Origin of the sequence: Vibrio vulnificus NBRC 15645 = ATCC 27562 (assembly GCF_002224265.1) — a bacterium.
GTDB classification, from domain to species: Bacteria; Pseudomonadota; Gammaproteobacteria; order Enterobacterales; family Vibrionaceae; genus Vibrio; species Vibrio vulnificus.
This window is the reverse complement of record NZ_CP012881.1, coordinates 578,823-603,269: the sequence shown is the minus strand read 5'-3', so window position 1 is coordinate 603,269 and position 24,447 is coordinate 578,823. Positions and strand designations below refer to the sequence as shown.

The following is a 24,447-nucleotide window of genomic DNA, read 5'->3' as shown; positions in this document are numbered from 1 at the left end:
CTGACCCCTCAGCAGAACACAGAATGATAGCAAAAACGTTTTCTTCCAAAGGTGCTTTAGGCAAGGCCATTCCGGGCTTTCAAGCTCGTCAACCTCAGGTCGATATGGCCGAAGCGGTCGCCGAGGCGATCCAACAGCAAACACAGCTCGTGGTTGAAGCGGGGACCGGAACCGGCAAAACCTTCGCCTATCTGGTGCCAGCTCTTCTGAGTGGTAAAAAGGTCATCATTTCTACTGGTTCGAAAAACTTGCAAGAACAGCTTTTTCATCGTGATTTGCCATTGATGACCGATGCGTTGGGCTTTTTTGGACAAGTTGCGTTACTGAAAGGCCGCTCCAACTATTTGTGTTTAGAGCGTTTAAGCCGACAAATGGTTGAAGTGCATCACAATGAAGCGGATTCCACTTCATTAAGCCAATTGGTCAAAGTGCGCAGTTGGTCTTCGGAAACCAAAACGGGCGACTTGGGTGATTGTGAAGAGTTGCCAGAAGACAGCATGATCATTCCCACCATCACGTCAACCAATGACAACTGCTTAGGCAAAGATTGTCCAAGTTACCAAGATTGCTTTGTGTTAAAAGCGCGAAAAAAAGCGCTAGATGCCGATGTGGTGGTGGTGAACCATCACCTTTTTCTTGCCGATCTGGCGATCAAAGAGACAGGTTTTGGTGAGCTGATCCCCGAAGCGGATGTGTTTATTTTTGATGAGGCGCATCAACTGCCTGATATTGCGAGCGAATATTTTGGTCAGTCACTCTCCAGCCGCCAGATTCTCGATTTGGCCAAAGACATTGAAATTGCCTATCGCACGGAAGTGAAAGACATGCGTCAGCTGCAAAAAGTAGGGGAAAAATTAGCCCAAACTGCAATGGATATGCGCATTGTGCTGGGTGAGCCCGGCTTTCGTGGCAATTGGCGTGATGCCGTACAGTCGCCATCCATCAAGCGCGAAGTGGATCGCTTGGTGGATGCGTTGGATTTGACCATCGACGTACTCAAGCTCGCGTTAGGTCGTTGCCAATTGCTTGATGTGGCGTTTGAGCGCGCTAACCTTATTAAAGGTCGTTTAGAACGAGTGTGTGACACTAGCATCACGGGCTATTCATACTGGTTTGATACCTCGCCGCGCCATTTTACATTGCACATCACACCGCTCTCTGTTGCAGACAAATTTCATGAGCAAATAGAGATCAAACAGGGCGCGTGGATCTTCACCTCTGCCACGTTGGCGGTGGGGGACGATTTTAGTCATTTTACCGACCGCTTAGGCTTAAAGCCGCTAAAGCAATTCTCATTGCCAAGTCCATTTGATTATGCCGAGCAGGCGCGATTGTGCGTCCCTCGCTATCTACCAGAGCCCAATAGCCCAGGTTTGGCGCAAAAACTGGTGAGCATGTTGGCACCGGTGATTGAATCCAATCAAGGGCGCTGTTTCTTCCTCTGTACTTCACATTCGATGATGCGTGAATTAGGCGAGCGTTTTCGCGAGGTTTTAGGCTTGCCCGTTTTATTGCAAGGCGAGATGAGCAAACAGCGCACGCTCGCTGAATTTATGGAGTTGGGGAATGCCTTGCTGGTGGCCACTGGCGCTTTTTGGGAAGGAATCGATGTTAGAGGTGACGCCTTAAGCTGTGTTATCATCGACAAACTTCCTTTTACATCACCAGATGACCCGCTACTCAAAGCTCGTATCGAAGATTGTCGATTGCGAGGAGGAGAGCCGTTTGAGCAAGTACAACTGCCTGATGCAGTCATTACGCTTAAACAAGGGGTAGGGCGTCTGATTCGAGATCAAAAAGATCGCGGGGCGTTAATCATCTGTGACAACCGCTTGGTCACAAGAGAGTACGGCGGCATTTTTCTTGCCAGTTTACCTCCGATCCCAAGAACCCGTGATTTGGATTTGATTCAACAATTTCTAACAGAACAAACAGAGAACTGAATGAGCGCTAAAATTCTTGCTATCGACACCGCAACCGAAAACTGTTCAGTCGCCCTTTTAGTCGGCGACCAAGTCTTTTCACGTAGCGAAGTGGCCCCGCGTGACCACACCAAAAAAGTGCTCCCTATGGTGGAAGAGGTGTTGCAACAAGCTGGATTGAAACTGACCGATTTAGATGCGCTTGCTTTTGGTCGTGGTCCTGGCAGTTTTACTGGCGTGCGAATTGGCATCGGTATTGCACAAGGTTTAGCATTCGGTGCGGATTTGCCAATGATTGGCATTTCAACACTGGCAGCGATGGCGCAAGGTTCATTCCGTGTACACGGAGCGACCTCGGTGGTGGCGGCGATTGATGCGCGTATGGATGAAGTCTATTGGGGACGCTACCAGCGTCAGCAAGATGGCAGTTGGCTTGCCGTGGATGCGGAATGCGTCATTCCTCCGGCGCAATTAGCACAAAATATCACGGCCGATCAACAGAGCTGGACAAGTGCGGGTACAGGATGGGATGCCTACGTTGAAAGCTTAGCCAATTTGCCGTTGAACATCGAAGCGGGTGAGGTGCTTTACCCTGATGCTCAAGATATTGTTGTCCTTGCTAAGTATGAGCTTGCGGCGGGCAATACGGTCGCCGTGGAAGAGTCTAGCCCAGTTTATCTGCGCGATAACGTGGCTTGGAAAAAATTACCAGGGCGTGAATAACGCCCCCTTAAAGTGATGGAACGCGATGGCTTCAATTAACGGTTTACCTCCTGCGATTATTCCCGGTACGCAACGGACGAATAAAAGCAGCAACAAGCGTAAGGTGGCGAAAAACCAACAGCAACAAGCGGTTGGTCAAACGTCCAAGGTAGCCAATGCTGTTGCCCATAGCATCCAAAATGTCAAAGAATCTGACATTCATAAAGCGCAAATTCAGTATGATCTTCCCGAAGGTCATGCTCGACGCGCAATGCAAGAATACATGGACGTAATGAATCAAGCCAAAAGAGAGGAACTTGCCCAGTTGCTCGGTGTCGATATCTACATTTGACCCTTTTGTTGCTTTGATGACTGAAGACAGGCAGGTAAATAATGAAGAAAACGGTTCGCTCTCTTTTCGCAATGATCGCTTTGCTCGGCTTGGCGGCGTGTAGTTCTCTCCCACAAGAGCTGACGGCGCAAAACCAAGAAGTGCTAACGGATTATAAAATCTTTGCAGAAAGCCAAGGCATGGTGACGCAAGATGTTCGTTTGGGTGGCGTGATTGCTAAAGTGGACAATCTCAAAGACAAAACGCGCATTGAAATTGTTAACTTGCCGATCGATAAAAACGGAAAGCCCGACATTAGCCAAGAACCCAATGGACGTTTTGTTGCCTACCTTGAGGGCTACTTAGAGCCCGTTGCGTTTAGTCAAGGACGTTTGATTACCGTTGTCGGCACTGCTGCAGGGGAAGAGCAAGGCAAAATCGGCGAGTATGATTACGTTTTTCCTGTGGTGAAGAGCTACGGTTATCGCCTTTGGACTATCGAAGAGCGAGTGAGAGTGTATGACACTTCAAGCTACCTCTACCCGTGTTATTCGATTACTTGCCGACAAATGCGCGATTTCCCGCGTGACGGAAAAATCATTCAAGATGTTAAATAATGCGTGAGACGCGTTATGCTATCGCCAGTGGAACGCTGGCTGCAATCGAGTATGGTGATTCGAAAACGGCTGATTTATCAGTCGTTTTTCTTCATGGCTGGTTAGATAACGCCGCCAGTTTCCAGTCTGTCATCGAGCATCTCCACCAAAGAGCACCAGAGCTTCACCTCTGTGCATTTGATTTGCCGGGGCATGGATACTCATCTCACAAATCCGTGGACAACTTTTATCCATTCCACGATTACATCGATGACGTTTATCAGTTTTTGCGTGTTTTATCGCCAAATAAACTGCTGCTAGTAGGCCATTCACTTGGTGCTTTGATTGCAAGTTGTTATAGTGCGGCCTTTCCTGAACAAGTGACAGCTCTGGTTCAGATAGAAGGTTACGGGCCTTTGGCTGAAGCCCCGCAAAAGGCGGTTGAAAGGCTCAGGCAAGGGGTACTCAGCCGTAATCGTTTGCGTGTGAAACCCTCCCGTAATCTTAATAGTTTGGAAGAAGCATTAACGCTTCGTTCAACCGCTAATCAGCTTTCTGCGGATTTATTGAGACCGATTGTCGAGCGTGGTGTTGTTCAGCAGCACGGTGTGTGGCAATGGCGACATGATGCGAAACTCAAGTGTGATTCGCTCTATCGATTGTCTCAGAAACATGCCGAAACGATTTTAGACCAAATTTCCTGTTTTCATCTGATCATATTAGGCGAAAATGGATTTCGTGAGCTTAAGGATATCAGTCACTTAAATGCGAAAAATCCAGCCCAAATTGAGACAGTGCAAGGCGGTCATCACTGTCACTTAGAGCAATCACTCGAGGTCGCAATGCGAATTCTTGGAGTAGTTAACAAAATTTAAACAAGTGTTTGAGAGTTTCGTGCTCAAGCATGCCTGCTGTGCTGTAATAGTGAACAAATAAAAAGGACGCTATCTCGCAAGCTTCTCTTGCGTAGGCCAGCTTTAAACGAGGAGTAACATCGTGGAAAAACCATGGCTTTCACGTTATCCATCTGACGTACCTGAAACCATCAACCCTGATCAGTATGAATCACTGGTCGAAATGTTTGAGCAATCAGTACAGAAATACGCCGACCAACCTGCATTTATGAACATGGGTTCGGTGATGACCTTTCGCAAGTTGGAAGAGCGTAGCCGTGCGTTTGCTGCGTATCTACAAAATGATCTTAAGCTGAAAAAAGGCGACAGAGTGGCACTCATGATGCCAAACCTGCTGCAATATCCAGTGGCGCTGTTTGGCGTGTTGCGTGCGGGCTGTATCGCGGTAAACGTTAACCCGCTCTACACACCACGTGAACTAGAACATCAGTTGAATGACTCTGGTGCAGCTGCGATTGTTATTGTGTCAAACTTTGCCAATACGCTAGAGCAAATTGTTGAAAATACGCCAGTGAAACACGTGGTGCTCACCAGCCTAGGTCAAATGCTGCCTCGTGCGAAAGGCACCATCGTTGATTTCGTCGTGAAGTACGTCAAAGGCATGGTACCAAAGTACGATCTGCCTGGGGCCATCTCGATGCGTAAAGCCTTGCACAAAGGCCGTCGTCTTCAGTACGTCAAACCCTTTATGACTGGCGATGACATTGCGTTCTTGCAATACACTGGTGGTACCACTGGCGTCGCGAAAGGTGCAATCCTTACTCATCGCAATATGATTGCTAACGTGATGCAAGCCAAAGGCATGTATGGTCCGGTTCTTCAGCCTGGCCGTGAGCTTGTGGTGACTGCGCTGCCGCTGTATCACGTATTTGCATTGACGGTGAACTGCTTGCTGTTCATTGAAATGGGTGGCCGCAACCTATTGATCACCAACCCTCGCGATATTCCAGGGTTTGTTAAAGAGTTGCAAAAATACCCATTCACCGCCATTACCGGGGTAAACACGCTGTTTAACGCGCTGGTCAATAATGAAGATTTCCATGAGCTGAACTTCAGCCATCTTAAACTGGCGGTTGGCGGTGGTATGGCTGTTCAACGTGCGGTGGCGGATAAATGGAAGAAAACCACAGGTTGTTACCTTCTCGAAGGTTACGGTTTAACCGAGTGTTCTCCACTCGTTGCTGCGTATCCACATGACCTTGTCGATTACAATGGTTCAATTGGTCTGCCAGTACCTTCAACCGAAGTTCGTATTATCAACGATGAAGGTGAAGCGTTAGCTAACACGGAAACGGGTGAGCTGCAGGTGCGTGGTCCTCAGGTGATGCAAGGCTATTGGCAGCGTCCTGAAGCGACCAAAGAAGTGATCAACAGCGAGGGCTGGTTATCGACTGGCGATATCGTCAAATTCGATGAAGATGGTTTCTTGCACATTGTTGATCGCAAGAAAGATATGATTTTGGTGTCTGGTTTCAACGTTTATCCTAACGAGATCGAAGATGTGGTTGCGCTGCACGGCAAAGTCCTTGAAGTGGCGGCCATCGGTCAGCCACACGAAGTGTCTGGTGAATTGGTTAAGATTTATGTGGTTAAGCGTGACCCAAGCCTAACCAAAGAAGAAATCATCAGCCACTGTCGTCAGCACTTGACGGGCTATAAAGTGCCGAAGTTGATTGAGTTCCGTGAAGATCTGCCGAAAACCAACGTTGGTAAGATTTTGCGTCGCGTATTACGCGATGAAAATGATGCTAAGCTTGCCAAAGAGAATGAGGCAGCGTAAGCCGCGCAAAGTGTCACGAAGAGTGTTAAAATGCCAGCCGAATTCCAAGGCTGGCATTTTTATTTTCAAAGCGATAGCGAGAGACGAGTGAATTACCAAATTATTACCGAAAACCAAGACCTAGTTAGGGTATGCAGTAAAGCGCGAGAAGCAGACGTTGTGATGTTGGATACTGAGTTTGTCCGCACCCGAACGTATTACCCACAATTGGGCTTAATTCAGCTTTTTGATGGTGACTCCCTCTCGCTGATTGATCCGACGGTTCTGACTGATATGAGTGCGTTCGCTGAGTTACTTAACGATGCCTCGGTAATGAAAGTTCTGCATGCATGTGGCGAAGATCTGGAAGTGTTTCATAATGCATTTGGCACGATTCCGGCGCCGATGGTGGACACGCAAATCATGGCTGCGTTTTTGGGGCACGGTCTATCGACGGGCTTTGCTGCATTGGTAGAGCAGTACCTTAACGTGGAACTGGATAAGAGTGAGTCGCGTACAGACTGGTTGGCTCGTCCTCTGAGTGACAAACAGCTTGAATACGCCGCGGCAGATGTTCACTACTTGCTGCCGCTGTACGACATCTTGTTGGAAAAAGTGATGGCAGCGGGCTGGTGGCAAGCGGCTCAACAAGAGAGCGAACTGCAAGCAAGCAAGCGCGTAAAAACGCCGAATGTCGAAGAGGCGTACCTCGATATAAAAGGGGCTTGGCAGCTTAAGCCAAGAGAGCTTGCAATACTCAAACCGCTTGCGACTTGGCGTATGCAAGAGGCGATTCGTCGCGACTTAGCGTTGAACTTTGTTTTCAAAGAACACGACTTACTCACGGTGGCTCGTTTAGGGTTAACCAGTTTTAAGCGCATGGAAGAAGAGGGGATGGATGTTCGCTCAGTACAGCGTCATGGCAATCGAATTGCTGCGATGGTGAAGTCGGCGCGTGAGACGGACCCTGAAGATTATCCAGCGCCAATTGAACGCTTGATGGATTTGCCGGGCTATAAACAGTTGTTCAAAAAACTCAAAGATGAAGTCACTCGCGCGTCAAAAGCGACAGGTTTAGCGAGCGAGTTTTTAGCATCGAAGAAGCAGACTAATCACTTGATCAGTTGGGTATGGAAACATCAGCGCGATCAAAATCGTCTGCCAGATTTGATGCAAGGTTGGCGCTTAGACATTCTGGGCGAAAAAATGAACAAACTAATTTAGAGCACGCTAGAAGCATTTGCTTTATGGATAAATAAAAACAGACGGTCTCAGCCGTCTGTTTTTCTATCCGATGAAAGAGAGGTTACTTTTCTTCGTCTGGTAGTTTCACGTTCAATTCCAAGACGGAAATGTCGTCATCTTTATGCTCAAATGTGAGATCGACCATCGACGGATCAATCGCAACGTATTTGCTGATTACCTTAAGAATGTCTTCTTTCAGCTGTGGCAAGTATGAAGGCGCAGGATCATTTTGGCTGCGGCGCTCGGCGACGATGATCTGTAAACGCTCTTTAGCGAGGCTTGCAGAGGTCTTTTTTTGTGGGCGGAAAAACTCAAGCAGTGACATATTTAGCCTCCAAACAGTCGTTTAAACAGTCCTTTCTTCTCCTCAGTAAGGAAACGAAAATCCACTTGATTACCCAGTAGGCGATCAACTGTGTCTGAATAGGCCATGCCAGCATCGGTGTTTTCATCAAAAATCACGGGCACGCCTTTGTTCGAAGCATTCAGTACCGCTTGGCTCTCAGGAATGACACCAAGCAGAGAAATATGCAGAATTTCTTCGACGTCTTCAACGCTCAGCATTTCGCCAAGATTCACGCGAGCAGGATTGTAACGGGTCAACAAGAGATGCTGCTTGACCGGCTCAAGCCCTTGTTCTGCACGCAGAGATTTCGAATCCAAAATCCCCAAGATACGGTCTGAATCTCGCACAGAAGAGACTTCTGGGTTAGTGGTGACAATTGCTTCATCTGCAAAGTATAGCGCCATTAACGCACCTTGCTCGATGCCCGCTGGTGAATCACAGATGACAAAATCAAAGCCCATCTCATCGAGCTCATCCAACACACGTTTGACCCCTTCTTTGGTCAACGCATCTTTATCGCGCGTTTGAGAAGCGGGCAAAATGAATAAGTTGTCGACGCGTTTGTCTTTGATCATCGCCTGATTGAGCGTCGCTTCGCCATTAATCACGTTAACAAAGTCATAGACCACACGACGTTCACAGCCCATGATCAAATCTAGGTTACGTAGGCCGATATCAAAATCGATAACCGCTGTCTTTTTTCCTTTCAGCGCAAGGCCTGAAGCAATCGCGGCGCTGGACGTGGTTTTGCCAACCCCGCCTTTACCCGAAGTAACAACAATAATGCGTGCCATTGTGTGATTTCCTTTTAATTCTTTACTGAGTGAGCGCTTCGAGATGGAGTGATTCGTCCACCAAGCTCAACATCACTTTTTGCTGCCAAAATTGGCGTTCAATTTGGTCACTGAGCCAGTAGTTGCCCGCAATTGAGATCAGCTCTGCTTGCAAGTCATGGCAAATAATTCGTGCTTCCTTTTGGCCGCTTGCCCCGGCAATCGCTCGGCCACGTAAGGTGCCGTGAATATGGATCGATCCATCGGCGATAACTTCGGCCCCCGCACTGACGTGACTAAGAATGACCAAATCCCCGTCTTTAGCGTAAATTTGCTGGCCAGAACGAATAGGGGTGCGAACAATTTTGGTCGGAGCCATCTTTGCAGGAGCCTGCGTTGGCGATTTGCTGGCCGACATGATGGCAAACCCAGCATCGGAAGCCAGATTCTGGGTTCGTTTATCTTTAGCTCCAGTAATGCCAACAGGAATAAAACCGGCTTGTGATATGCCTTGTTTTAGCGCGACAAAATCGAGGTCGCCTTCAACGTTGGCGATATTGATCACAACAGGTGCAGCCGCGAAAAAAGCGGGCGCTTGCTCAACTTTTTCTTGGACAAATTCGATAGCCGTGTCGACCGAGTTGTTGCAAAGGTGCAGAACCGATAACGTAAAGCTGCTACCTTTTAGGTCTGGAGAGTGAGACATTAGATACTTCTTGCCTTTGTTGAAAGAGCGTTGTCTTTTACTAAGGCTGTCATGTTATATTTCATCCCAATACGCAGCAAGTTCTCTTGCTGTCAAATAAGTGATTTCGTCTAAAAAATTAGGTTTAAATTAAATTTCGCGTGTCAAACGCGAAAATCAGCACAAAAGGCTTGTCATGCTTTGTTCTATCTATAAAAGTTCTAAGAAAGAAGGCACATATCTTTACATCCCAAAAAAAGATGATTTTTCACAGGTTCCTGACACATTAATGCAGATGTTCGGTAAGCCTTCTCATGTGATGACGGTGAATCTTGAAGGGCGTAGTTTGGCATTAGTGAACATTGAAAAAGTAAAAGAATCGCTCAACAACGAGGGCTTTTTCTTGCAACTGCCACCTCCGCCAGAAAATCTATTACAACAACATAAAGAGCGTAAAGCGCAGCAGAAAGAAGACTAAGGTTTAAACGCCTTGTGAAGTAGGTCAGCTCGATTGCTCAAGGAGGACTATTTGAAAAAATTGGTAACCGCGATACTCAGCATCGGACTTTGTTCATCGGCGTGGGCAAACACTGAAAGCTTTGAGCAGTATCTTGAGCGTTTAAAAGCCCAAGCGGCAGAAGAAGGTATTTCGGCTCAAACCATAGAGCAAGCCTTTCGCGATGTGCAATTTAAGCCACGAGCGGTGAAAGCCGATCGCAACCAACCGGAGAAAAAGCAAACGCTGGATGAATATCTTCCTCGTGCGGTGCCGGATTGGAAAGTGAAACAAGCCAAAGATCTCTATGAAAAACACTACACCGAATTAAGCCAGATTGCGGATCGCTATGGCGTACAAGCACGCTTTATCGTCGCGCTTTGGGGCGTCGAAAGTAACTTTGGTAAGTTCACCGGCAATTTCCCTGTGGTTGATGCTTTATCAACCATGGCCTATGAAGGGCGTCGGGAAGCTTTCTTTCGTGCCGAAACCATGGCCGCGCTGAAAATCTTAGACCAAGGCCATATAGAGTTTGAAAACTTCAAAGGATCTTGGGCAGGCGCGATGGGGCAGTGTCAGTTTATGCCAAGCTCTTTCCTTGCCTATGCGGCAGACGGCAACGGTGATGGCAAGAAAGACATCTGGAACACCAAAGCCGATGTGTTTGCTTCAACAGCCAGTTACCTCAGCCAATCTGGTTGGGATGACAAATACACTTGGGGTCGCCAAGTACGCGTACCTAAAGGGTTTGATCTTGAGCTGGAAGGGCGAGAAGAGGCGAAAGGCAAATACCTACAGGAATGGAAAAAACTGGGTATTACCAGCATCAATGGTCGCCCGTTACCTAAGCTAAACGAAGACATTAAAGCTTGGTTAGTGATGCCTGATGATGAGAATGGCCGCGCTTATCTGGTCTACAACAACTACAATGTGTTGATGAAGTGGAATCGCTCGCATTACTTTGCACTGGCAGTGAGCCATTTGGCTGACCGCATCAAAAATTAATTCAATTCGGCTTGTGGCGTTAGCCACAAGCCAACAGCGATAAACATGTTATCTGAACGCGCAGCACAAATGGTGGTTTTTGCCGCCCTCGTCAAACATCAAAACTTCACTTCTGCAGCTAAGAGCTTAGCGGTGTCGGTTTCTCATGTCAGTAAGCAACTGGCACAACTCGAAGCATCATTGGGGATCAAGTTGATCCAACGCACCACGCGCAGCTTTACACCGACTGAAGCCGGATTGGCCTTCTATCACCATTGCCAGCAAGTGGTGCAGGCGGTGAATAACGCGCAATATGAAATGGAGAGCCAGCGCGATGAAATTGCCGGTTTAGTACGAATTGGCCTGTCGCAATCCTTTGGTACTTTGCATATTCTCCCGGCCATTGATGAGCTGCGGCAGAAATACCCGCTACTGCAAGTGGAAATGCACTTGTTTGATTACAAAGTCGACATGCTGCAAGAAGGGTTAGACTTGTGGATCACCAACCATGAGCATTTACCAGAAGGCTACATTGCTCAGCGCTTAGCGGATTGTCAGTTTGTTGTCGCGGCGTCTCCGGACTATTTGTTGCAGCATGATGCACCGAAAGAGCCCAACGATCTCGCCAATCACAACTGCCTGATTTACCGAAGCTGGGAGCGTGACTACACCAGTTGGGCGTTTCGTCGCCAAGGAGAGCACCTTAGCGTTAAGGTATCGGGTAATTATTCGGTCGATCTGGCTGAGGCGGTTCGCGATGCGGCGATCTCTGGGTGGGGAATTGGCTATCTGGCGACCTACTTGCTCGGTGATGAATTTAGAACTGGGAAACTGATTCAACTGTTGCCAGATTGGCGCGCGAATCAGGAAATGCCATTTTATGCTGTGTATCCTAGCCGCCAGCATATGCCGAAAAAAACCTCTGCTGTCATCGATTTCATTAAACAAAAAATCGGTACGCCGTGTCATTGGGACAAACAGCTTGAGCCCTATGTCAGCTTTCCCGATTAGAGTGATTTGAGTCACAAATATTTTCTATTTCCAGAAACATATTTTCCATATGGAAACAATAAAACAAGGCAAACGTTTATCTTGTTTTTATTCAATGAGTTAAGTTCTTTGGTTTTATTGCGTTTTTCTAATGAACCACCTTGTTAACATTCTCGACTTGCATCTTACGAGACTGGTAATACAATCCGCGCCTTCCTTGTTCCCCCTCTCTGGAAATAATCACTATGAACTCACTCTTGGGTGTCGTAGCCATTTTGCTTTTTGCTTGGCTGCTTTCTACCAATAGAAAAAATATCCGTCTTAAAACGGTAGGATTGGCGTTTGCATTGCAAGTGGCCTTTGCGTTGTTGGTACTGTATGTGCCTGCGGGTAAAAATGCGCTAAATGGCGTGACGGGCGCGGTTTCCAATTTGATTAACTATGGGCAGGAAGGCATCGCTTTTCTGTTCGGCGGTTTGGCAACCGGCGGTTTTACTTTCGCGATTAACGTTCTTGGTATCATCATCTTCTTCTCTGCCTTGATCTCAGGCCTTTACCATATTGGATTGATGCCGAAAGTAATCAACTTGATTGGTGGCGCCCTACAAAAGTTGTTAGGGACTGGCCGCGCTGAATCGCTTTCTGCAACCGCTAACATCTTCGTTGGCATGATTGAAGCCCCGTTGGTGGTTAAACCTTACTTAAAGCACATGAGTGACTCGCAGTTCTTCGCCGTCATGACCTGTGGCCTTGCTTCAGTAGCAGGCGGTACCTTAGTGGGTTACGCCTCTTTGGGTGTGGAACTGAACTACCTGATTGCTGCGGCATTTATGTCGGCACCTGCTGGTCTTTTGATGGCCAAAATCTTGATGCCTGAAACTGAAGCTCAGGCGGAAGATGTGCAGATGGAAAACGTTGAGATGCCAAAAGCGACCAACGTGGTGGAAGCGATGGCTGACGGTGCGATGTCGGGCTTGCGTATCGCGGTAGCGGTAGGGGCAACCTTACTGGCGTTTGTCAGCGTGATTGCACTGCTGAATGGCCTTTTGGGCTGGGTCGGCAGTTGGTTTGGCATCTCTCTCAGTTTTGAGTTGATTTTAGGTTACCTGTTCGCGCCAGTCGCTTGGTTGTTGGGGATTCCATGGCATGAAGCCATTACCGCGGGTTCTCTGATCGGCAATAAGATTGTGGTAAACGAATTCGTAGCGTTTATTCAGCTCATGCAAGTGAAACAAGAACTGAGTGCACACTCGCAAGCGATCGTGACTTTTGCTCTGTGTGGTTTTGCTAACATCTCCACAATGGCGATGTTGATCGGTGGTTTGGGTAGCTTGGTGCCTGAGAAACGCTCGTTCATTTCGAAGTACGGCTTCCGTGCAATTACCGCAGGTGTCTTGGCGAACTTGATGAGCGCATCGATTGCGGGCGTGATTTTAAGCCTGTAAGCGATAAGAAAACAGATGACAGTCGATGCTTACGCGCTTCTGGACAAAGTGAAGCATCGTACTGTCATTATTTGTTTTTATACACTATCATTTTGATAAATAAGAAAAAGGCAGAGGTTTTCCTCTGCCTTTTTGCGATTACGTGATGACGATGTCAACCACTCATCTGCAGCACAATATCAACGCGGATTAATCGATATCGCGTTCAATTTCTCGTGCGATGTGTTGTTGATTCAACATGATGCCTTCGGCCTCAATACGTGCACCTTGCAGCTCCGACTCTTGGATGTGTTCAAAGCGCGTATTGGCATCAATATAGATCACTTTCTCACCAAGATTAACGCCGTCATCGTAACACACCATGGTGATAGAGCGCTGCTCAGCACTATATAGATTCACTGTGCCATCGCAGTCAAACTCGTGATCGTTCCAATTGCTGTCGTGATCTTGTTCGTCAAACTCCACCACACGCGCAAGCAGCTCGTTGCTTGCACCTGATTGTGCGGTGACTTCCACTTCTGCCCCTGCGACCAATAGACCTTTGTGGCCATCTTCAAAGCGAGTGTGCGCATCGACGGTAAACATGCCACGGTAGTTCAACTCGAACTGTGATTGGTCACCCGCCACCCAAGTGACAATGCCTTCGATTTCGTTGTCGTCATCAAGGTTATCGTAAGATTCGATCTCAATCTCGTTGGCGGCAAACACGTTATTGGCAAATTGGCCTTCAATTTCTACCCATTGACCGTTTTCAAGTGGTTGAAGCGGTTCAATAACGGTACCATTGTCGTAATTTACTGTGATGCCAGCGCCCAATTTAAATGTGCCGCTGTTGGCATCGAGGCTGTTGATGCGACCTTCGATTTCAACATGGCCAACCAGAGCGGGATCATCAAACTTCACGACCGACAGAACTTTGTATCCCGCATCGGCGGTTGGAAGAGAAGAGACCATGACCCAGTCGCCATTTGTAATTTCTGGGCTGAGCTGAGCAAATGTCAGCGTCGCACCATTAATGCGAAAACTGTGGTCTGTGGGGTTGATGTTGCTGATCACCCCAGTCATGGTCGGCTCTAATTGCGCCGAAAAAGTGTCTGCTTGGCCGCTGGCGGAATCGCGTTGCACACCGGTGTTTGGGGCGATGCGAATCATCATATTGGGTTGCAGTGCACTTAACTCAATGTTGGCCGAGGAATACGATACTTGCTCGACGGTATATTGGTGCCCATTGACGACAACAGAGCGGTGTTGTGGGTCTACGGAGTCAATGGTACCGGTGATTGTTTTGGGAGCAACATCGGGTTGTGCTGGTGTTGAACTATTACTTCCTCCACAAGCCGATAAAACTAAGGTTAACGCGCTTACTAAAGTCAGCTTCTTCATCTCTATATGTACCCTATATGAATGGTGGATGTTTGGTTTTTCGCCATGTTAGGAAATGAGATGTGAAGCGATCGTGAAGAGATAAAACTGAATGAAAATTTTGTTAGTGGATGATAACCACAATGTGGCAGAAACGATTGCCGACTACCTGGAGCTTGAAGGCATCATTATCGATTGTGCTTATCATGGTGAAGCGGCGCTGCGATTGATTGAAACGAACCACTACGATGTGATTGTCATGGACATCATGATGCCAAAGCTGGACGGCATCAGTACGGTGAAAAAACTCAGAGAAGACTATCTTTGTGGGACGCCCATCCTATTTCTAACCGCAAAACAGGGGTTGGATGACAAAATCGCAGCCTTTACTGCTGGTGGCGATGATTACCTATTGAAACCTTTTGCGATGCAGGAACTGAGCTTGCGACTGCATGCATTGGCCAACCGAGGGCCAAGACAAGATATTGGTGTGTTGAAATTTGCCGACATCACCTTAGATGTCAAAACCGAGCAGGTTGAACGCCAAGGTCAGTTGATCAAACTGAGCCGTATTCAGACGCGAATTTTGACGTTATTGATGAAGCGAGCACCGGCAATCGTGTCACGCGTTGAAGTGATTGAAAGCGTGTGGGGCGATGAACCACCGGGGAGTGATGCTCTGCGTAGCCACATTTACGGTTTGCGCACCGCATTGGACAAAGGTTTTTCAGAATCACGATTAGAGACCATTCATGGACAAGGTTACCGACTCAAAGCATAACGCTTATCCCAGTATTTACCGCAAGATCCGTTGGAGCTTTGGCGTTCTGACCTTTCTGATGTTTTCGCTGTTTTGGAGCTTGATCTATGTGGCGGAAAATAAGCTGGAAGTATTGAGTTTGCATCACTGGTTAGACACAGAAGCCGCTCTGTACAAAGAGAATTACGCAACATTGCAGGAACAAGCTCCGTTACCCAATCCGCAGGAGTTTGATAGTTACTGGAGCGAGAAAGAGATACCGAGCTGGCTGCTGGCTTTTTCCAAACCAGGTTTCTATGAATACCTGCAAGGGGAAGAGGACAAACATTTTGTCGTTTTTGCTCATCCTTCCGGTGTTGGTAATATGTACATCGTTTTCCAAGATGATTCGGATGATTACCTGGATGAGTATGAAAGCTCCTTGCACCAAGTGACTTTTGTGTTGGGCGGCATACTCTCCATCGCCATGCTGCTCTATGGGGTGTATATGGTTCGCATTCTGTCGAAACCCTTGACGGAAATTGAACATAAAATTAGTCAAATGCCACCGGATTGTCCGCCGTTTAGCATCGATACCACGTTCAGCGAAACGCGCCATATTGAGCAGACTCTGCTAGACAGCAAAAATCATATCGCAGGATTTTTCCAACGTGAGCAGGAGTTTAGCCGATTCGCTTCTCATGAGCTGCGGACACCGATTATGGTGATTCAGGGGTCCGCCGATATTCTTAGCCGAGTGGAAGGGCAACCCCAAGTCGCGCAAAAAGCGATACGTCGTCTGCATCAAGCGGGTCAAGAAATGAAGGTGCTGACGGAGACGTTTTTGTTGTTGGGTAAATCGGAGATAGAGCCACATCACTTTGGCAATTACGATCTTCAGCAGTCGTTGGAACAGCAACTGGCGTTGCTCGAGCCCTTGTTTGCTCGTCAGGGCTCGAGTTATGCGCTTGATCTGTCGCAGCCGAGCCAGGTTCGAGCGCCAGAAAGCTTTATCACCATCGTCATTAATAACCTCATCAAAAATGCTTTCAGCTATAGCGTTGGCAGTATCAACATTGCGCTACATCAGTGTTGTTTTGAAATTCAGAACCGACATGACGGCAATGAAACTTACAACGCAGGTTATGGATGTGGCTTGGTGATTGTTGAGCGCATTTGTGAACGTATGGATTGGGCGTTTAGCATGGAAGATGACGGTACGCATTTTATCGCGAAAGTGCGTTTTCATTCGGCAGAGGTATAGGAATAGACGGCACCTTGATAATGCCGAGCGCCAAATAGCAAAAAAGAGAGCCGAAGCTCTCTTTTTTTAGGTGTATGGTCGGACTGAGAGGATTTGAACCTCCGACCCCCGACACCCCATGACGGTGCGCTACCAAGCTGCGCTACAGTCCGATGGCAGTTACTGTAATGGTAAGGAGATGACTCGTCAACACTTTGTTTATCAACAATAAAAGCTAGGCGACAGAATGAACAGTTTGTATAAAAAAGCAGCGGTGGTTTTTGAGGGTGAAGGAATCAAAAACGGCTGCCTAAAGCAGCCGTTGAGTATGCTAATCGCGAACGCGTTTAAAGATGAGGGAAGTATTGATACCGCCAAAAGCAAAGTTGTTGCTCATCATGTAATCAATATCCATCTCGCGGCCAGCACCAGCAATGTAATCCAGGTCACCACAATCTGGGTCTAGGTTATTGAGATTTAGGGTTGGGCTAAACCAGCCACTGTTCATCATCTCAATACTTAACCAAGCCTCGATGGCACCGCATGCGCCCAATGTGTGGCCAAAATAGCTCTTTAATGAACTGATTGGCACCTTACCAATGGCATTTTGTGTCGCGTTACTTTCGGCAATGTCGCCACGGTCTGTCGCAGTGCCATGCGCAGAAACATAGCCAATGTGTTTTGGATGTAAATCCGCGTTTTGCAGGGCCATTTCCATACAGATTTGCATGGTTTCCATCTGCGGCTGAGTCACATGCGCCGCGTCACAGTTGCTGGCAAAACCGATGATTTCAGCGTAGATTTTTGCGCCGCGTGCTTTGGCGTGTTCGTATTCTTCTAGCACCAGCGTGCCTGCACCTTCGCCGATCACGAGTCCATCACGATCTTTGTCGTAAGGGCTTGGCGTTGTTTTTGGCTGATCATTTTTCAAGCTGGTCGCAAACAAGGTATCGAATACCGCTGATTCGGTTGGACAAAGCTCTTCAGCTCCTCCTGCCACCATGACGGTTTGGTAACCATGCTTGATTGCTTCATAGGCGTAACCAATGGCTTGACTGCCTGATGTACATGCGCTGCTCGTGGGGATAACACGGCCACGTAGGCCAAAAAAGAGCCCCACATTGACGGCGGTGGTGTGCGGCATCATTTGCACGTAGGTCGTCGCGGTGATCGCTTTGGTGGTTTTGTCGTTCAGCATCACGCCAAATGCGCCAATGGCGTCAGTTGAGCCAGTTGATGAACCGTAAGCAATGCCAGTTTGGCCATTCGTTAGTACGTCGTCACCAATTAAGCCTGCTTGGCGTAGCGCGTTTTCAGTCGCCACGGTGGCTAATTTGGACACGCGGCCCATACCGCGAACTTGCTTGCGTTTGTAATGCGAAGGGAGCTCAAAATCGACCACGGGAGCGGCAAGTTTGGTGTTCAACCCTTCGTACTGTTGGTAATTTTCCATAAACTGAGTGGCATTTTCTAGCGCGCGTAATTTGGGCTCGACACTTTGCCAATCATTGCCAAATGCAGTGACACCAGACATACCGGTGACAACAACTCTGCGATTCATATTAGGCCTCCATTAACCGAAATCACTTGGCGAGTGACATAACCTGCGATGTCAGACATCAAATAACTGACTAAGCCAGCCACTTCTTCCGGTTCACCCATGCGGCGTAGCGGGACTTGAGGTAAAGCGTGCTCTTTGACATGCTCATCTACCATGCCAGTATCAATCAGCCCAGGGGCAACACAGTTCACCGTGATTTTGCGTTTCGCCAGCTCGAGAGCCAATGATTTGGTTGCGCCAATCACCCCCGCTTTGGCAGCGGCGTAGTTGGTTTGGCCTCGATTGCCCATTAATCCAGAGACTGAAGCTAAAGTGACAATGCGTCCACCTTTGCGTTTTTGCACCATCGGCATCACGCAAGGGTGTAAGACGTTATAAAAACTGTCGAGGTTGGTGTGAATTACGCCATCCCATTCTGCCTCGGTCATCGCTGGGAAAGCGGTGTCTTTGGTGATACCCGCGTTATTGACCACACCGTAGTATGCGCCGTGCTCTGCGATGTCGGCTTCAATACGCTCACGACATTGTTGACGATGGCTAATATCAAACTGAATTAAACGGCCACTGCCACCGTTTTGTTCAATCATGGCCAATGTTTGATCGGCACCTTGCTTATCGCCCATGTAGTGAACGACGATGGTAAAGCCATCTTTCGCTAATTGAATGGCGATGGCTTTGCCGATGCCTTTACTGGCCCCTGTGACTAACACTTGACGGGTCATTCTTGACTCCTGATTTTCATTTCTTGTAATTTTTCTTCCGTCGGAACATAAACGTTCAACTGACATTTTGCGACAGTCTCACCTGAGATCTCGATTCGACCAGTGAACACGGCCATGCCGTTGTCTTCCATCAACTGCTCTGCGTAGATATCGAGTGTCTGCCCTAGCTGAAAGGTATCGCACATCGCTTGATAACGCCTGCCACCAAGGAGAAAACCGATCGGTGGCTCTTGGCCTTTCTGCTGCGCATGATAGCCAGACCAAGCCGCGATAGACTGCGCCATAAACTCGATACCCACATAACCTGGAACGCTTTGCGTTTCAGTATGGAAGAAGGCGAGGTGAGGGCCAATGTCTACCTGACAGTGAATCGACTCCTCCGCAACGCTGATCGCCCGATCAATTAAGATCATCGGAGCGTCGTGGGGCAGCAAGGTCTCAATGCTGGGCAGCTTATTCATGAGGATATCCAAATATCAGACTGATGTTATTTCCGCCAAAGGCGAAAGAGTTGCTAAGTATCGCCTTGTGTGCCAATTTCATTGGCTGTTCGACGAGCGTGACCTCTATGTCATCCGCTTTGTTCTGACATCCTTGTTGCGGTAAATCTAAGTTGTATTTCAGTATATGCCATGCAATGGCCGCTTCAACGGCACTGGCTGCGCCTAATGTGTGACCAGTTAGGTGCTTGGTTGAACTAACGGGCACCGATGAGCCAAAAAGACGAAAGATGGCTTTGCTTTCCATGCTGTCGTTGAGCGGAGTTGCCGTGCCATGGGCGTTAACATAGCCGATTTGTTCTGGTTTCAAATTGGCGTCTAGCAGCGCTTTTTTCATTGCTTCTTCAGCCCCATTCCCTTCAGGGTGTGGAGCGGAAATGTGGTGTGCATCTGAGCTGTCGCCACAACCGAGCAGGGCGATCTCTGAAGGGGCTTTGCTGAGCAGCATAAAAGCTGCGCCTTCACCAATATTAATGCCACTTCTGTCGGCACTAAATGGCTGACAATGTTGATTTGAGAGTGCCTCTAAGCCATTAAAACCATTTAGGGTTAAGCGACAGAGCGTATCTGCTCCTCCCACGATCACCGCATCGGCCATACCACTGAGTAAGAGGCGTTTTGCTGAAATGAACACACGCCCGCTGGATGAACACGCCGTGGAGATCGCGTAACAAGGCCCCGTTAACTGAAAGTAATCGGCGATAAAGTCGCTGACGTTGCCAAGCTCTTGTTTGCGGTAGTGATAATCTCTCGGGAAGTGCTCTTGCGACAGCTTCTGCTCAAATGCGTTTTCGCCGTCGGCAATACCAGAGGTGCTGGTGCCGATAACCACGGCGATACGGTCTGCGCCATATTGTCGAATGGCCTCTTGAATTACGGGCTCAATTTGCTGCAGCGCAGAGAGGGCTAAACGGTTGTTTCTTGAGTCGTATTCACGTAGCGATGATGGCAGCTCCGGCAACGCGTCGCTCACTCGACCAACGATGGTGGCGGTGCCCGTGTTGAGTTGATCCACAGCTTGTTGCATTTGCGCACTGTGATTATGTTGCAGTGCGTGGTGGATCTGCTCTGCAGTGGCCCCCAATGCTGAGTGGAAGCCACAGCCATGAATATAAATGGGTTGAGAAAGGTGTGAATTCATTTGGCTCTACTATTTCGCGTCCGATAACTGATAATTCAGGGTTTGAATCTCGATTTTATAGTCGTTTAACAGCGAGTGAAAACGAATAGGGCCAGCAAAACTTCGGCCTTGCTCGTAATCAATCACAATGATCGTATTGCCATGGTTATCGATGATGGTGCGCTGATTATCTCGGTCAATGAGTTGCCACTTTACCTGATTTAATGGCGCTTCCCAAGCTTGTTCAGGCCACAGCGTGATCATCAGATTAAAAAGTACCTGCTCGGGCTGAGGCAGGGTATTTTCTAAGCCATTCAATACTTGTGTTTCAATATGATTATCTTGGTAGGTGAGAGACAACAAACGTGTTCCCCACGAAGAAAAACCAGCCAAAACCAGTTTGTTTTGGTCAACTTGCAGCTGGACGGGCAATTGCTGAGTTTGTGTGCCGGTGTCGGTTTGCCATGTTGCGGTGATCAGCTGGCTTGCCGTCACATCCAAGCCGAGTTCACTCGGTTGTGGGAGCGTGACAAACGTTTGATCAGCAATCTCAATTTGAGTGCTTTGTGTGCGAGGTTGCATGCTGCATGCCGTGATGGAGAGCGCCAACAACAGGCAGAGAACTAGCTGTCTTATCATGGGGTTTTCTCTTGGTTGGGAATGGCCATCGGTGCCAATAACCAAGCGACAAAGATGCCGCTTAGCACGGTTAGCCCAAAGCTGTGAATGGCATGCGTGGCACTCAAGGCCAATAAACCAAACGACAATAAAGTGGTGATGGCCGATAAGGTGACGGCGAGGAGCGTGCTATGGCTGCCTTGTTGCTCCGCAAAGAACAAGGTGTAATCAATGCCGATCCCAATAACCAGTACCAGTGCCAGTAAACTAAACAAGTTCAAACTTGAACCGGTGACAACAGAAACCGCCAGTCCCGCGATACAGGCGATAACACAAGGCAGCATCATGGTTAGGCTGTGTCGGAAGCCATAACGCCAGCACAATAAAGCAAAAATCACCGCCATAGCCGCAACCAGTAACTCCATTACTTTGACGCGATACTGATTGAACAAGCTCGAAATTTCTTGTGCCTTATCGAGGTAAGAGACATCGCTGTGTTGCTGCGCAAAGGCCATCGCGACCTCGGGCTGCTGAAGATCTTTCAGTAAAATGGCAGCGGCCGTTTTGTTGTCCACTTTGCCCAAAGCAAGGAAACGGACAGGTTCGGATACTGATGCCTTGAGGTAGTCTTGCAGCGAAATTGGCACAAATGGTTGGTTGAGCACTGCGGTGGCGGGTAATCCAAGAGTCTGTGACAGTTGCGCCGCCTGCGTTTGGTATAGGGTTTCGACGAGCTGATAATCGGCCCGCTGCTGCGATTCTGAACTCAGGTATTGGGACAAGCTCTGATAGCCCGCCAGCACGCCTTGCTGTTGCCAACCATCGAGTAGTTTGGCGATCTGTTCCAAGCGTTCCATCAATGCGGAGTCGTTATCTGCGGTGACAACCAACATTTGTTGTGAGGATTGTAGGCCAGTCAGTTGTGCGATCTGCGCTTCTTGTGACTTGAGAGAGGCAGGTAAGGCCTGCAATTGGCGAATATCGTCGTCGTAATGCACTTGGGTTAAGGCGGCGAAGCTGATGGCGGCGATCGCCACGGGCAAGCCAATCGCCAGTTTGGGATTTCGCCACGCGCTTAGCCAGCGTTGATAAAGTGGCAAGCCGAGAAGTGGTCTATCCGCCGAGGGTTTGACGGCCAACCAAGGATACCAAGCGACTACAGTGAGATAAGCGGCGATGAGGCCAGTAGCGGAAAACAGCGCCAATTGTTGCAATCCCGGGAATGGGGCAATCAGGAGACCCAAATAGCCGATTAAGCTTGTCACTAGGCCAAAGGTGATTGCGGTGAAGATATGCTTGAGCCCTGCTGTGGCGTTCCAATGCGAACCTGCCGCCAATCTGTCGGTCAGGTAGTGAAAAGCATAGTCAATCGAAACACCGATCAAGCTGGCACCAAACACTAAGCTAAAAAGATGCACTTTGCCAAAAATCGCAATGGTGATGGTGAGTGCCACCAAAAGTCCGACGCCAATTGAGAGTAGCGACAGAAACAATGGGGTCACACTGCGAAAAACCAGCAATATGAGCAACACAATACCAAGCAGCGAAACAACACCGATGGTGCTGATTTCTTGCTTGGCGCTTTGGGTACCAAAGTCAGCATAAAACAAGACTCCAGTGTGGGCAATCTCAGTGCCAAACGTTTGATTAATTTGCGCTTCCCACTGCAAGATTTCTGACACTGAACGCTGCGCCGCAACGCTGTATGGGGAGTCTTGAAGCTCAGCGCTGATCAGCACATACAAGTGCCCCTCTTTTTCTAAACTCAGATAGTTATGTTTAACTTTGAACTGGCCAGATAATGACGAGAGTTGGTTCAAATAGTCACGAAACAGCAGAAAAGGATCGTTTTGTAGCTCGCTCCCCGTAACACCAGAAAAAGGGTTGTAGAGGGCTTGCAATACCTGTTGCACCTGCTGTTGCGGTTGTTGGCTGAGCCGTTCTCTTTGTTGCTCAGTTAAAAATTGGAAACGGTGTTCAAAGTAATATTTTGCCCATTGTTGCTGGGTATCTTGAGGGATTTTGCCCATCACTTGGGCAAAATAACCGCTTTGAGTGAGCTGCTGTGTGAGCGCATCGCTTGCTTGGTAGACTTTATCGCTCTCATCGCCCGACACGATAAAAATCGCCTTGTTGCCCATTGTCTCCGCAATGCGCTCAAACGCTTGTTCTGCTACTGGGTTTTGCTGATTTTTAGGCAGGAGTTTTAAAATATCGGTTTCGATTGGCGCCGTTGCTTGAGCAAACCAGAGATAGACCAACAACAAACTGGCAGTGATCACGGCCATAAGCCAGCTAACGGCTAACGTCGGGGATTTAAAACGCAAACTGTTTTTGCTCCGTTTCGCTTAATTGTTCTGGGATGTGCGTTTGCTGTGAAAATTGAATATCGGTGCGATCGCCACGTTTTTCCACCAGTTCCAGTTGATCAATTTCTTGGTTACCTCTGAGGGTAATCTTGCTGAATACCGCATTCAAAGGGGCTGCCGTCGGCGTCAGGTCGAGCTGCCATCCATTGTCGTCAACGTGTAACGTCAATTCGAACTCGCGCTGCAAAGCGGAGGTATCTCCATGAAACACAGAGAGAAAAATGCGGCTGAAGTAAAACGCCATTGGGTTTTGCTCTGCCGTGATCACTTGTGGTGCTTGCCCGGCAAAGTTTTGTCGCAGTTTGTCTTGTGTCAAAACCAAATTCACAGGGAAGGGGTTTTGTTGTTGCCACAACAGACCATGGCTTTTGTCTAACACAAATTGTCCTTGAGAACTCAGGGGTTGGTTAAACATTTCCAGATGACGCTGTTGGGTGAACTGGCCTCGCACCAGATCGTGTTTGGAGAGCTGCGCTTGCAATTCATCTAGGTTGTTCACTTGCGCCCAACTCAGTGGAGAAAACAGTGTGCAAACCAGTAGCCACAACGTGAGCGTGTGTTGTCGCCATGACATTAACATAGGTATGCTCCGTTCTGATGCCATTGATGGACGCGTTCGAGAAACACCGAGGGCGATGCTAATCGCATCTCTTGATCTTCAATGCCGACGGCGACCTGAGTGGTATGCGCTTTACACATGCGTTGTCCTGTGTCGGCATCAAAGATTTGATAATGCACTCGCAAGCGGTTTTCCCATTCGCTCAGCGTCGCTTTGATACGAATCGCGTGATTAAAAGGAATGGCTCGGACGTACTTTACCTGAACATCAATCACTGGCCACATGAAGCCCGAAGCGCTCATTTGCTGATAGCCATAATCAATTTTTTCCATCATCACTCGTCTTGCTTCTTCAAAAAATCGGAAGTAATTACCGTGATAGATGACCCCCATAGGGTCGGCATCTTGAAACGAGGTAACTAAGGTTACCTCAGCTTCTAGCGGATAAAGTACGTCTGTCATAGAAC

Annotated in this window: 25 protein-coding genes and 1 tRNA gene; 13 read left to right on the top strand and 13 right to left on the bottom strand. The window is 48.2% G+C overall.

Going from position 1 to position 24,447, the window contains the following annotated elements; translation table 11 throughout:
- Positions 1–23: 23 nt before the first annotated feature.
- The 7 genes from AOT11_RS02635 (at position 24) to rnd (ending at position 7,448) form a co-directional block, all read left to right on the top strand.
- Positions 24–1,943, top strand: a complete 1,920-nt coding sequence (locus AOT11_RS02635) for an ATP-dependent DNA helicase (RefSeq protein ID WP_017420999.1) — start codon at positions 24–26, stop codon at positions 1,941–1,943.
- On the top strand, positions 1,944–2,645 hold the full coding sequence (gene tsaB, locus AOT11_RS02630; protein WP_017420998.1) for a tRNA (adenosine(37)-N6)-threonylcarbamoyltransferase complex dimerization subunit type 1 TsaB: 702 nt from the start codon (positions 1,944–1,946) through the stop codon (positions 2,643–2,645).
- 25 nt (positions 2,646–2,670) lie between these two features.
- Positions 2,671–2,976 carry a hypothetical protein gene (locus tag AOT11_RS02625; RefSeq protein WP_011149807.1) on the top strand — a complete coding sequence of 102 codons (306 nt, stop codon included), beginning with the start codon at positions 2,671–2,673 and terminating at the stop codon, positions 2,974–2,976.
- Between the two features lie 41 nt (positions 2,977–3,017).
- Entirely contained in the window at positions 3,018–3,572 is a 555-nt protein-coding gene (locus AOT11_RS02620) for a Slp family lipoprotein (protein ID WP_017420997.1), read from the top strand.
- On the top strand, positions 3,572–4,426 hold the full coding sequence (locus AOT11_RS02615) for an alpha/beta fold hydrolase (protein ID WP_017420996.1): 855 nt from the start codon (positions 3,572–3,574) through the stop codon (positions 4,424–4,426). Before AOT11_RS02620 ends, AOT11_RS02615 begins: the two co-directional genes overlap by 1 nt.
- A gap of 121 nt (positions 4,427–4,547) precedes the next feature.
- A complete protein-coding gene (gene fadD, locus AOT11_RS02610; protein WP_017420995.1) occupies positions 4,548–6,245 on the top strand; it encodes a long-chain-fatty-acid--CoA ligase FadD in 1,698 nt (565 codons plus the stop codon).
- 87 nt (positions 6,246–6,332) lie between these two features.
- Positions 6,333–7,448: a ribonuclease D gene (rnd, locus tag AOT11_RS02605; protein ID WP_140398716.1), complete on the top strand. Its 1,116-nt coding sequence runs from the start codon at positions 6,333–6,335 to the stop codon at positions 7,446–7,448.
- A gap of 82 nt (positions 7,449–7,530) precedes the next feature.
- Here the strand turns inward: rnd and minE are convergent, their stop codons facing one another.
- The 3 genes from minE to minC are packed head-to-tail and all read right to left on the bottom strand — an operon-like array spanning position 7,531 to position 9,294.
- Positions 7,531–7,794, bottom strand: coding sequence for a cell division topological specificity factor MinE (gene minE / locus AOT11_RS02600; RefSeq protein ID WP_017420993.1), 264 nt, complete (start codon positions 7,792–7,794; stop codon positions 7,531–7,533).
- Between the two features lie 2 nt (positions 7,795–7,796).
- Complete coding sequence (gene minD, locus AOT11_RS02595) at positions 7,797–8,609, bottom strand: septum site-determining protein MinD (RefSeq protein ID WP_011149811.1); 813 nt, start codon at positions 8,607–8,609, stop codon at positions 7,797–7,799.
- Positions 8,610–8,631: 22 nt separating this feature from the next.
- Complete coding sequence (gene minC / locus AOT11_RS02590) at positions 8,632–9,294, bottom strand: septum site-determining protein MinC (protein ID WP_017420992.1); 663 nt, start codon at positions 9,292–9,294, stop codon at positions 8,632–8,634.
- Positions 9,295–9,469: 175 nt separating this feature from the next.
- Between minC and AOT11_RS02585 the strand changes: the two genes are divergently transcribed.
- The 4 genes from AOT11_RS02585 to AOT11_RS02570 all read left to right on the top strand — a co-directional run bounded on the left by AOT11_RS02585 (position 9,470) and on the right by AOT11_RS02570 (position 13,188).
- Positions 9,470–9,751, top strand: a complete 282-nt coding sequence (locus AOT11_RS02585; RefSeq protein WP_017420991.1) for a YcgL domain-containing protein — start codon at positions 9,470–9,472, stop codon at positions 9,749–9,751.
- Positions 9,752–9,802: 51 nt separating this feature from the next.
- Complete coding sequence (locus AOT11_RS02580; RefSeq protein WP_017420990.1) at positions 9,803–10,774, top strand: lytic murein transglycosylase; 972 nt, start codon at positions 9,803–9,805, stop codon at positions 10,772–10,774.
- Between the two features lie 45 nt (positions 10,775–10,819).
- Complete coding sequence (locus tag AOT11_RS02575; protein ID WP_017420989.1) at positions 10,820–11,764, top strand: LysR family transcriptional regulator; 945 nt, start codon at positions 10,820–10,822, stop codon at positions 11,762–11,764.
- A 224-nt stretch (positions 11,765–11,988) separates the two neighbouring features.
- Positions 11,989–13,188, top strand: coding sequence for a NupC/NupG family nucleoside CNT transporter (locus tag AOT11_RS02570; protein WP_017420988.1), 1,200 nt, complete (start codon positions 11,989–11,991; stop codon positions 13,186–13,188).
- A 189-nt stretch (positions 13,189–13,377) separates the two neighbouring features.
- Here AOT11_RS02570 and AOT11_RS02565 read toward each other — a convergent pair whose 3' ends face one another.
- Entirely contained in the window at positions 13,378–14,571 is a 1,194-nt protein-coding gene (locus tag AOT11_RS02565) for a DUF5666 domain-containing protein (RefSeq protein WP_017420987.1), read from the bottom strand.
- A gap of 91 nt (positions 14,572–14,662) precedes the next feature.
- Between AOT11_RS02565 and AOT11_RS02560 the strand changes: the two genes are divergently transcribed.
- Entirely contained in the window at positions 14,663–15,331 is a 669-nt protein-coding gene (locus AOT11_RS02560) for a response regulator transcription factor (RefSeq protein WP_017420986.1), read from the top strand.
- Positions 15,303–16,553: a sensor histidine kinase gene (locus tag AOT11_RS02555; RefSeq protein WP_017420985.1), complete on the top strand. Its 1,251-nt coding sequence runs from the start codon at positions 15,303–15,305 to the stop codon at positions 16,551–16,553. Before AOT11_RS02560 ends, AOT11_RS02555 begins: the two co-directional genes overlap by 29 nt.
- 75 nt (positions 16,554–16,628) lie before the next feature.
- On the opposite strand, the gene AOT11_RS02550 is transcribed toward AOT11_RS02555, so the two are convergent.
- From AOT11_RS02550 to AOT11_RS02510, 9 genes are all read right to left on the bottom strand, one after another.
- Positions 16,629–16,705, bottom strand: a tRNA-Pro gene (locus AOT11_RS02550).
- Between the two features lie 158 nt (positions 16,706–16,863).
- Positions 16,864–18,093 carry a beta-ketoacyl-ACP synthase gene (locus tag AOT11_RS02545; RefSeq protein ID WP_017420984.1) on the bottom strand — a complete coding sequence of 410 codons (1,230 nt, stop codon included), beginning with the start codon at positions 18,091–18,093 and terminating at the stop codon, positions 16,864–16,866.
- Positions 18,090–18,815, bottom strand: a complete 726-nt coding sequence (gene fabG / locus AOT11_RS02540) for a 3-oxoacyl-ACP reductase FabG (RefSeq protein WP_017420983.1) — start codon at positions 18,813–18,815, stop codon at positions 18,090–18,092. The genes AOT11_RS02545 and fabG overlap by 4 nt, the downstream gene beginning before the upstream one ends.
- A complete protein-coding gene (locus tag AOT11_RS02535; RefSeq protein ID WP_026050451.1) occupies positions 18,812–19,276 on the bottom strand; it encodes a hotdog family protein in 465 nt (154 codons plus the stop codon). The genes fabG and AOT11_RS02535 overlap by 4 nt, the downstream gene beginning before the upstream one ends.
- Complete coding sequence (locus tag AOT11_RS02530) at positions 19,269–20,456, bottom strand: beta-ketoacyl-[acyl-carrier-protein] synthase family protein (RefSeq protein ID WP_017420981.1); 1,188 nt, start codon at positions 20,454–20,456, stop codon at positions 19,269–19,271. The genes AOT11_RS02535 and AOT11_RS02530 overlap by 8 nt, the downstream gene beginning before the upstream one ends.
- 9 nt (positions 20,457–20,465) lie before the next feature.
- On the bottom strand, positions 20,466–21,074 hold the full coding sequence (locus AOT11_RS02525; protein ID WP_017420980.1) for a DUF3261 domain-containing protein: 609 nt from the start codon (positions 21,072–21,074) through the stop codon (positions 20,466–20,468).
- Positions 21,071–23,341 carry an MMPL family transporter gene (locus AOT11_RS02520; protein WP_223848422.1) on the bottom strand — a complete coding sequence of 757 codons (2,271 nt, stop codon included), beginning with the start codon at positions 23,339–23,341 and terminating at the stop codon, positions 21,071–21,073. Before AOT11_RS02520 ends, AOT11_RS02525 begins: the two co-directional genes overlap by 4 nt.
- A 28-nt stretch (positions 23,342–23,369) precedes the next feature.
- Positions 23,370–24,026, bottom strand: a complete 657-nt coding sequence (locus AOT11_RS02515; protein ID WP_017420978.1) for a LolA family protein — start codon at positions 24,024–24,026, stop codon at positions 23,370–23,372.
- On the bottom strand, positions 23,996–24,442 hold the full coding sequence (locus AOT11_RS02510) for an acyl-CoA thioesterase (RefSeq protein WP_017420977.1): 447 nt from the start codon (positions 24,440–24,442) through the stop codon (positions 23,996–23,998). Before AOT11_RS02510 ends, AOT11_RS02515 begins: the two co-directional genes overlap by 31 nt.
- Between the last annotated feature and the right edge of the window lie 5 nt (positions 24,443–24,447).

What these genes read in the sequence shown, in the direction of transcription:
- AOT11_RS02625 (WP_011149807.1), top strand. Translation starts at nt 2,671, where the DNA reads ATGGCTTCAATTAACGGTTTACCTCCTGCGATTATTCCCGGTACGCAA.
- AOT11_RS02615 (WP_017420996.1), top strand. Translation starts at nt 3,572, where the DNA reads ATGCGTGAGACGCGTTATGCTATCGCCAGTGGAACGCTGGCTGCAATC.
- fabG (WP_017420983.1), bottom strand. Translation starts at nt 18,815, where the DNA reads ATGACCCGTCAAGTGTTAGTCACAGGGGCCAGTAAAGGCATCGGCAAA.
- AOT11_RS02585 (WP_017420991.1), top strand. Translation starts at nt 9,470, where the DNA reads ATGCTTTGTTCTATCTATAAAAGTTCTAAGAAAGAAGGCACATATCTT.
- AOT11_RS02560 (WP_017420986.1), top strand. Translation starts at nt 14,663, where the DNA reads ATGAAAATTTTGTTAGTGGATGATAACCACAATGTGGCAGAAACGATT.
- AOT11_RS02565 (WP_017420987.1), bottom strand. Translation starts at nt 14,571, where the DNA reads ATGAAGAAGCTGACTTTAGTAAGCGCGTTAACCTTAGTTTTATCGGCT.
- AOT11_RS02570 (WP_017420988.1), top strand. Translation starts at nt 11,989, where the DNA reads ATGAACTCACTCTTGGGTGTCGTAGCCATTTTGCTTTTTGCTTGGCTG.
- AOT11_RS02535 (WP_026050451.1), bottom strand. Translation starts at nt 19,276, where the DNA reads ATGAATAAGCTGCCCAGCATTGAGACCTTGCTGCCCCACGACGCTCCG.
- minD (WP_011149811.1), bottom strand. Translation starts at nt 8,609, where the DNA reads ATGGCACGCATTATTGTTGTTACTTCGGGTAAAGGCGGGGTTGGCAAA.
- minE (WP_017420993.1), bottom strand. Translation starts at nt 7,794, where the DNA reads ATGTCACTGCTTGAGTTTTTCCGCCCACAAAAAAAGACCTCTGCAAGC.
- AOT11_RS02545 (WP_017420984.1), bottom strand. Translation starts at nt 18,093, where the DNA reads ATGAATCGCAGAGTTGTTGTCACCGGTATGTCTGGTGTCACTGCATTT.
- AOT11_RS02510 (WP_017420977.1), bottom strand. Translation starts at nt 24,442, where the DNA reads ATGACAGACGTACTTTATCCGCTAGAAGCTGAGGTAACCTTAGTTACC.
- AOT11_RS02555 (WP_017420985.1), top strand. Translation starts at nt 15,303, where the DNA reads ATGGACAAGGTTACCGACTCAAAGCATAACGCTTATCCCAGTATTTAC.
- AOT11_RS02635 (WP_017420999.1), top strand. Translation starts at nt 24, where the DNA reads ATGATAGCAAAAACGTTTTCTTCCAAAGGTGCTTTAGGCAAGGCCATT.
- AOT11_RS02620 (WP_017420997.1), top strand. Translation starts at nt 3,018, where the DNA reads ATGAAGAAAACGGTTCGCTCTCTTTTCGCAATGATCGCTTTGCTCGGC.
- AOT11_RS02525 (WP_017420980.1), bottom strand. Translation starts at nt 21,074, where the DNA reads ATGATAAGACAGCTAGTTCTCTGCCTGTTGTTGGCGCTCTCCATCACG.
- AOT11_RS02530 (WP_017420981.1), bottom strand. Translation starts at nt 20,456, where the DNA reads ATGAATTCACACCTTTCTCAACCCATTTATATTCATGGCTGTGGCTTC.
- minC (WP_017420992.1), bottom strand. Translation starts at nt 9,294, where the DNA reads ATGTCTCACTCTCCAGACCTAAAAGGTAGCAGCTTTACGTTATCGGTT.
- AOT11_RS02515 (WP_017420978.1), bottom strand. Translation starts at nt 24,026, where the DNA reads ATGGCATCAGAACGGAGCATACCTATGTTAATGTCATGGCGACAACAC.
- tsaB (WP_017420998.1), top strand. Translation starts at nt 1,944, where the DNA reads ATGAGCGCTAAAATTCTTGCTATCGACACCGCAACCGAAAACTGTTCA.
- AOT11_RS02520 (WP_223848422.1), bottom strand. Translation starts at nt 23,341, where the DNA reads ATGGCCGTGATCACTGCCAGTTTGTTGTTGGTCTATCTCTGGTTTGCT.
- AOT11_RS02575 (WP_017420989.1), top strand. Translation starts at nt 10,820, where the DNA reads ATGTTATCTGAACGCGCAGCACAAATGGTGGTTTTTGCCGCCCTCGTC.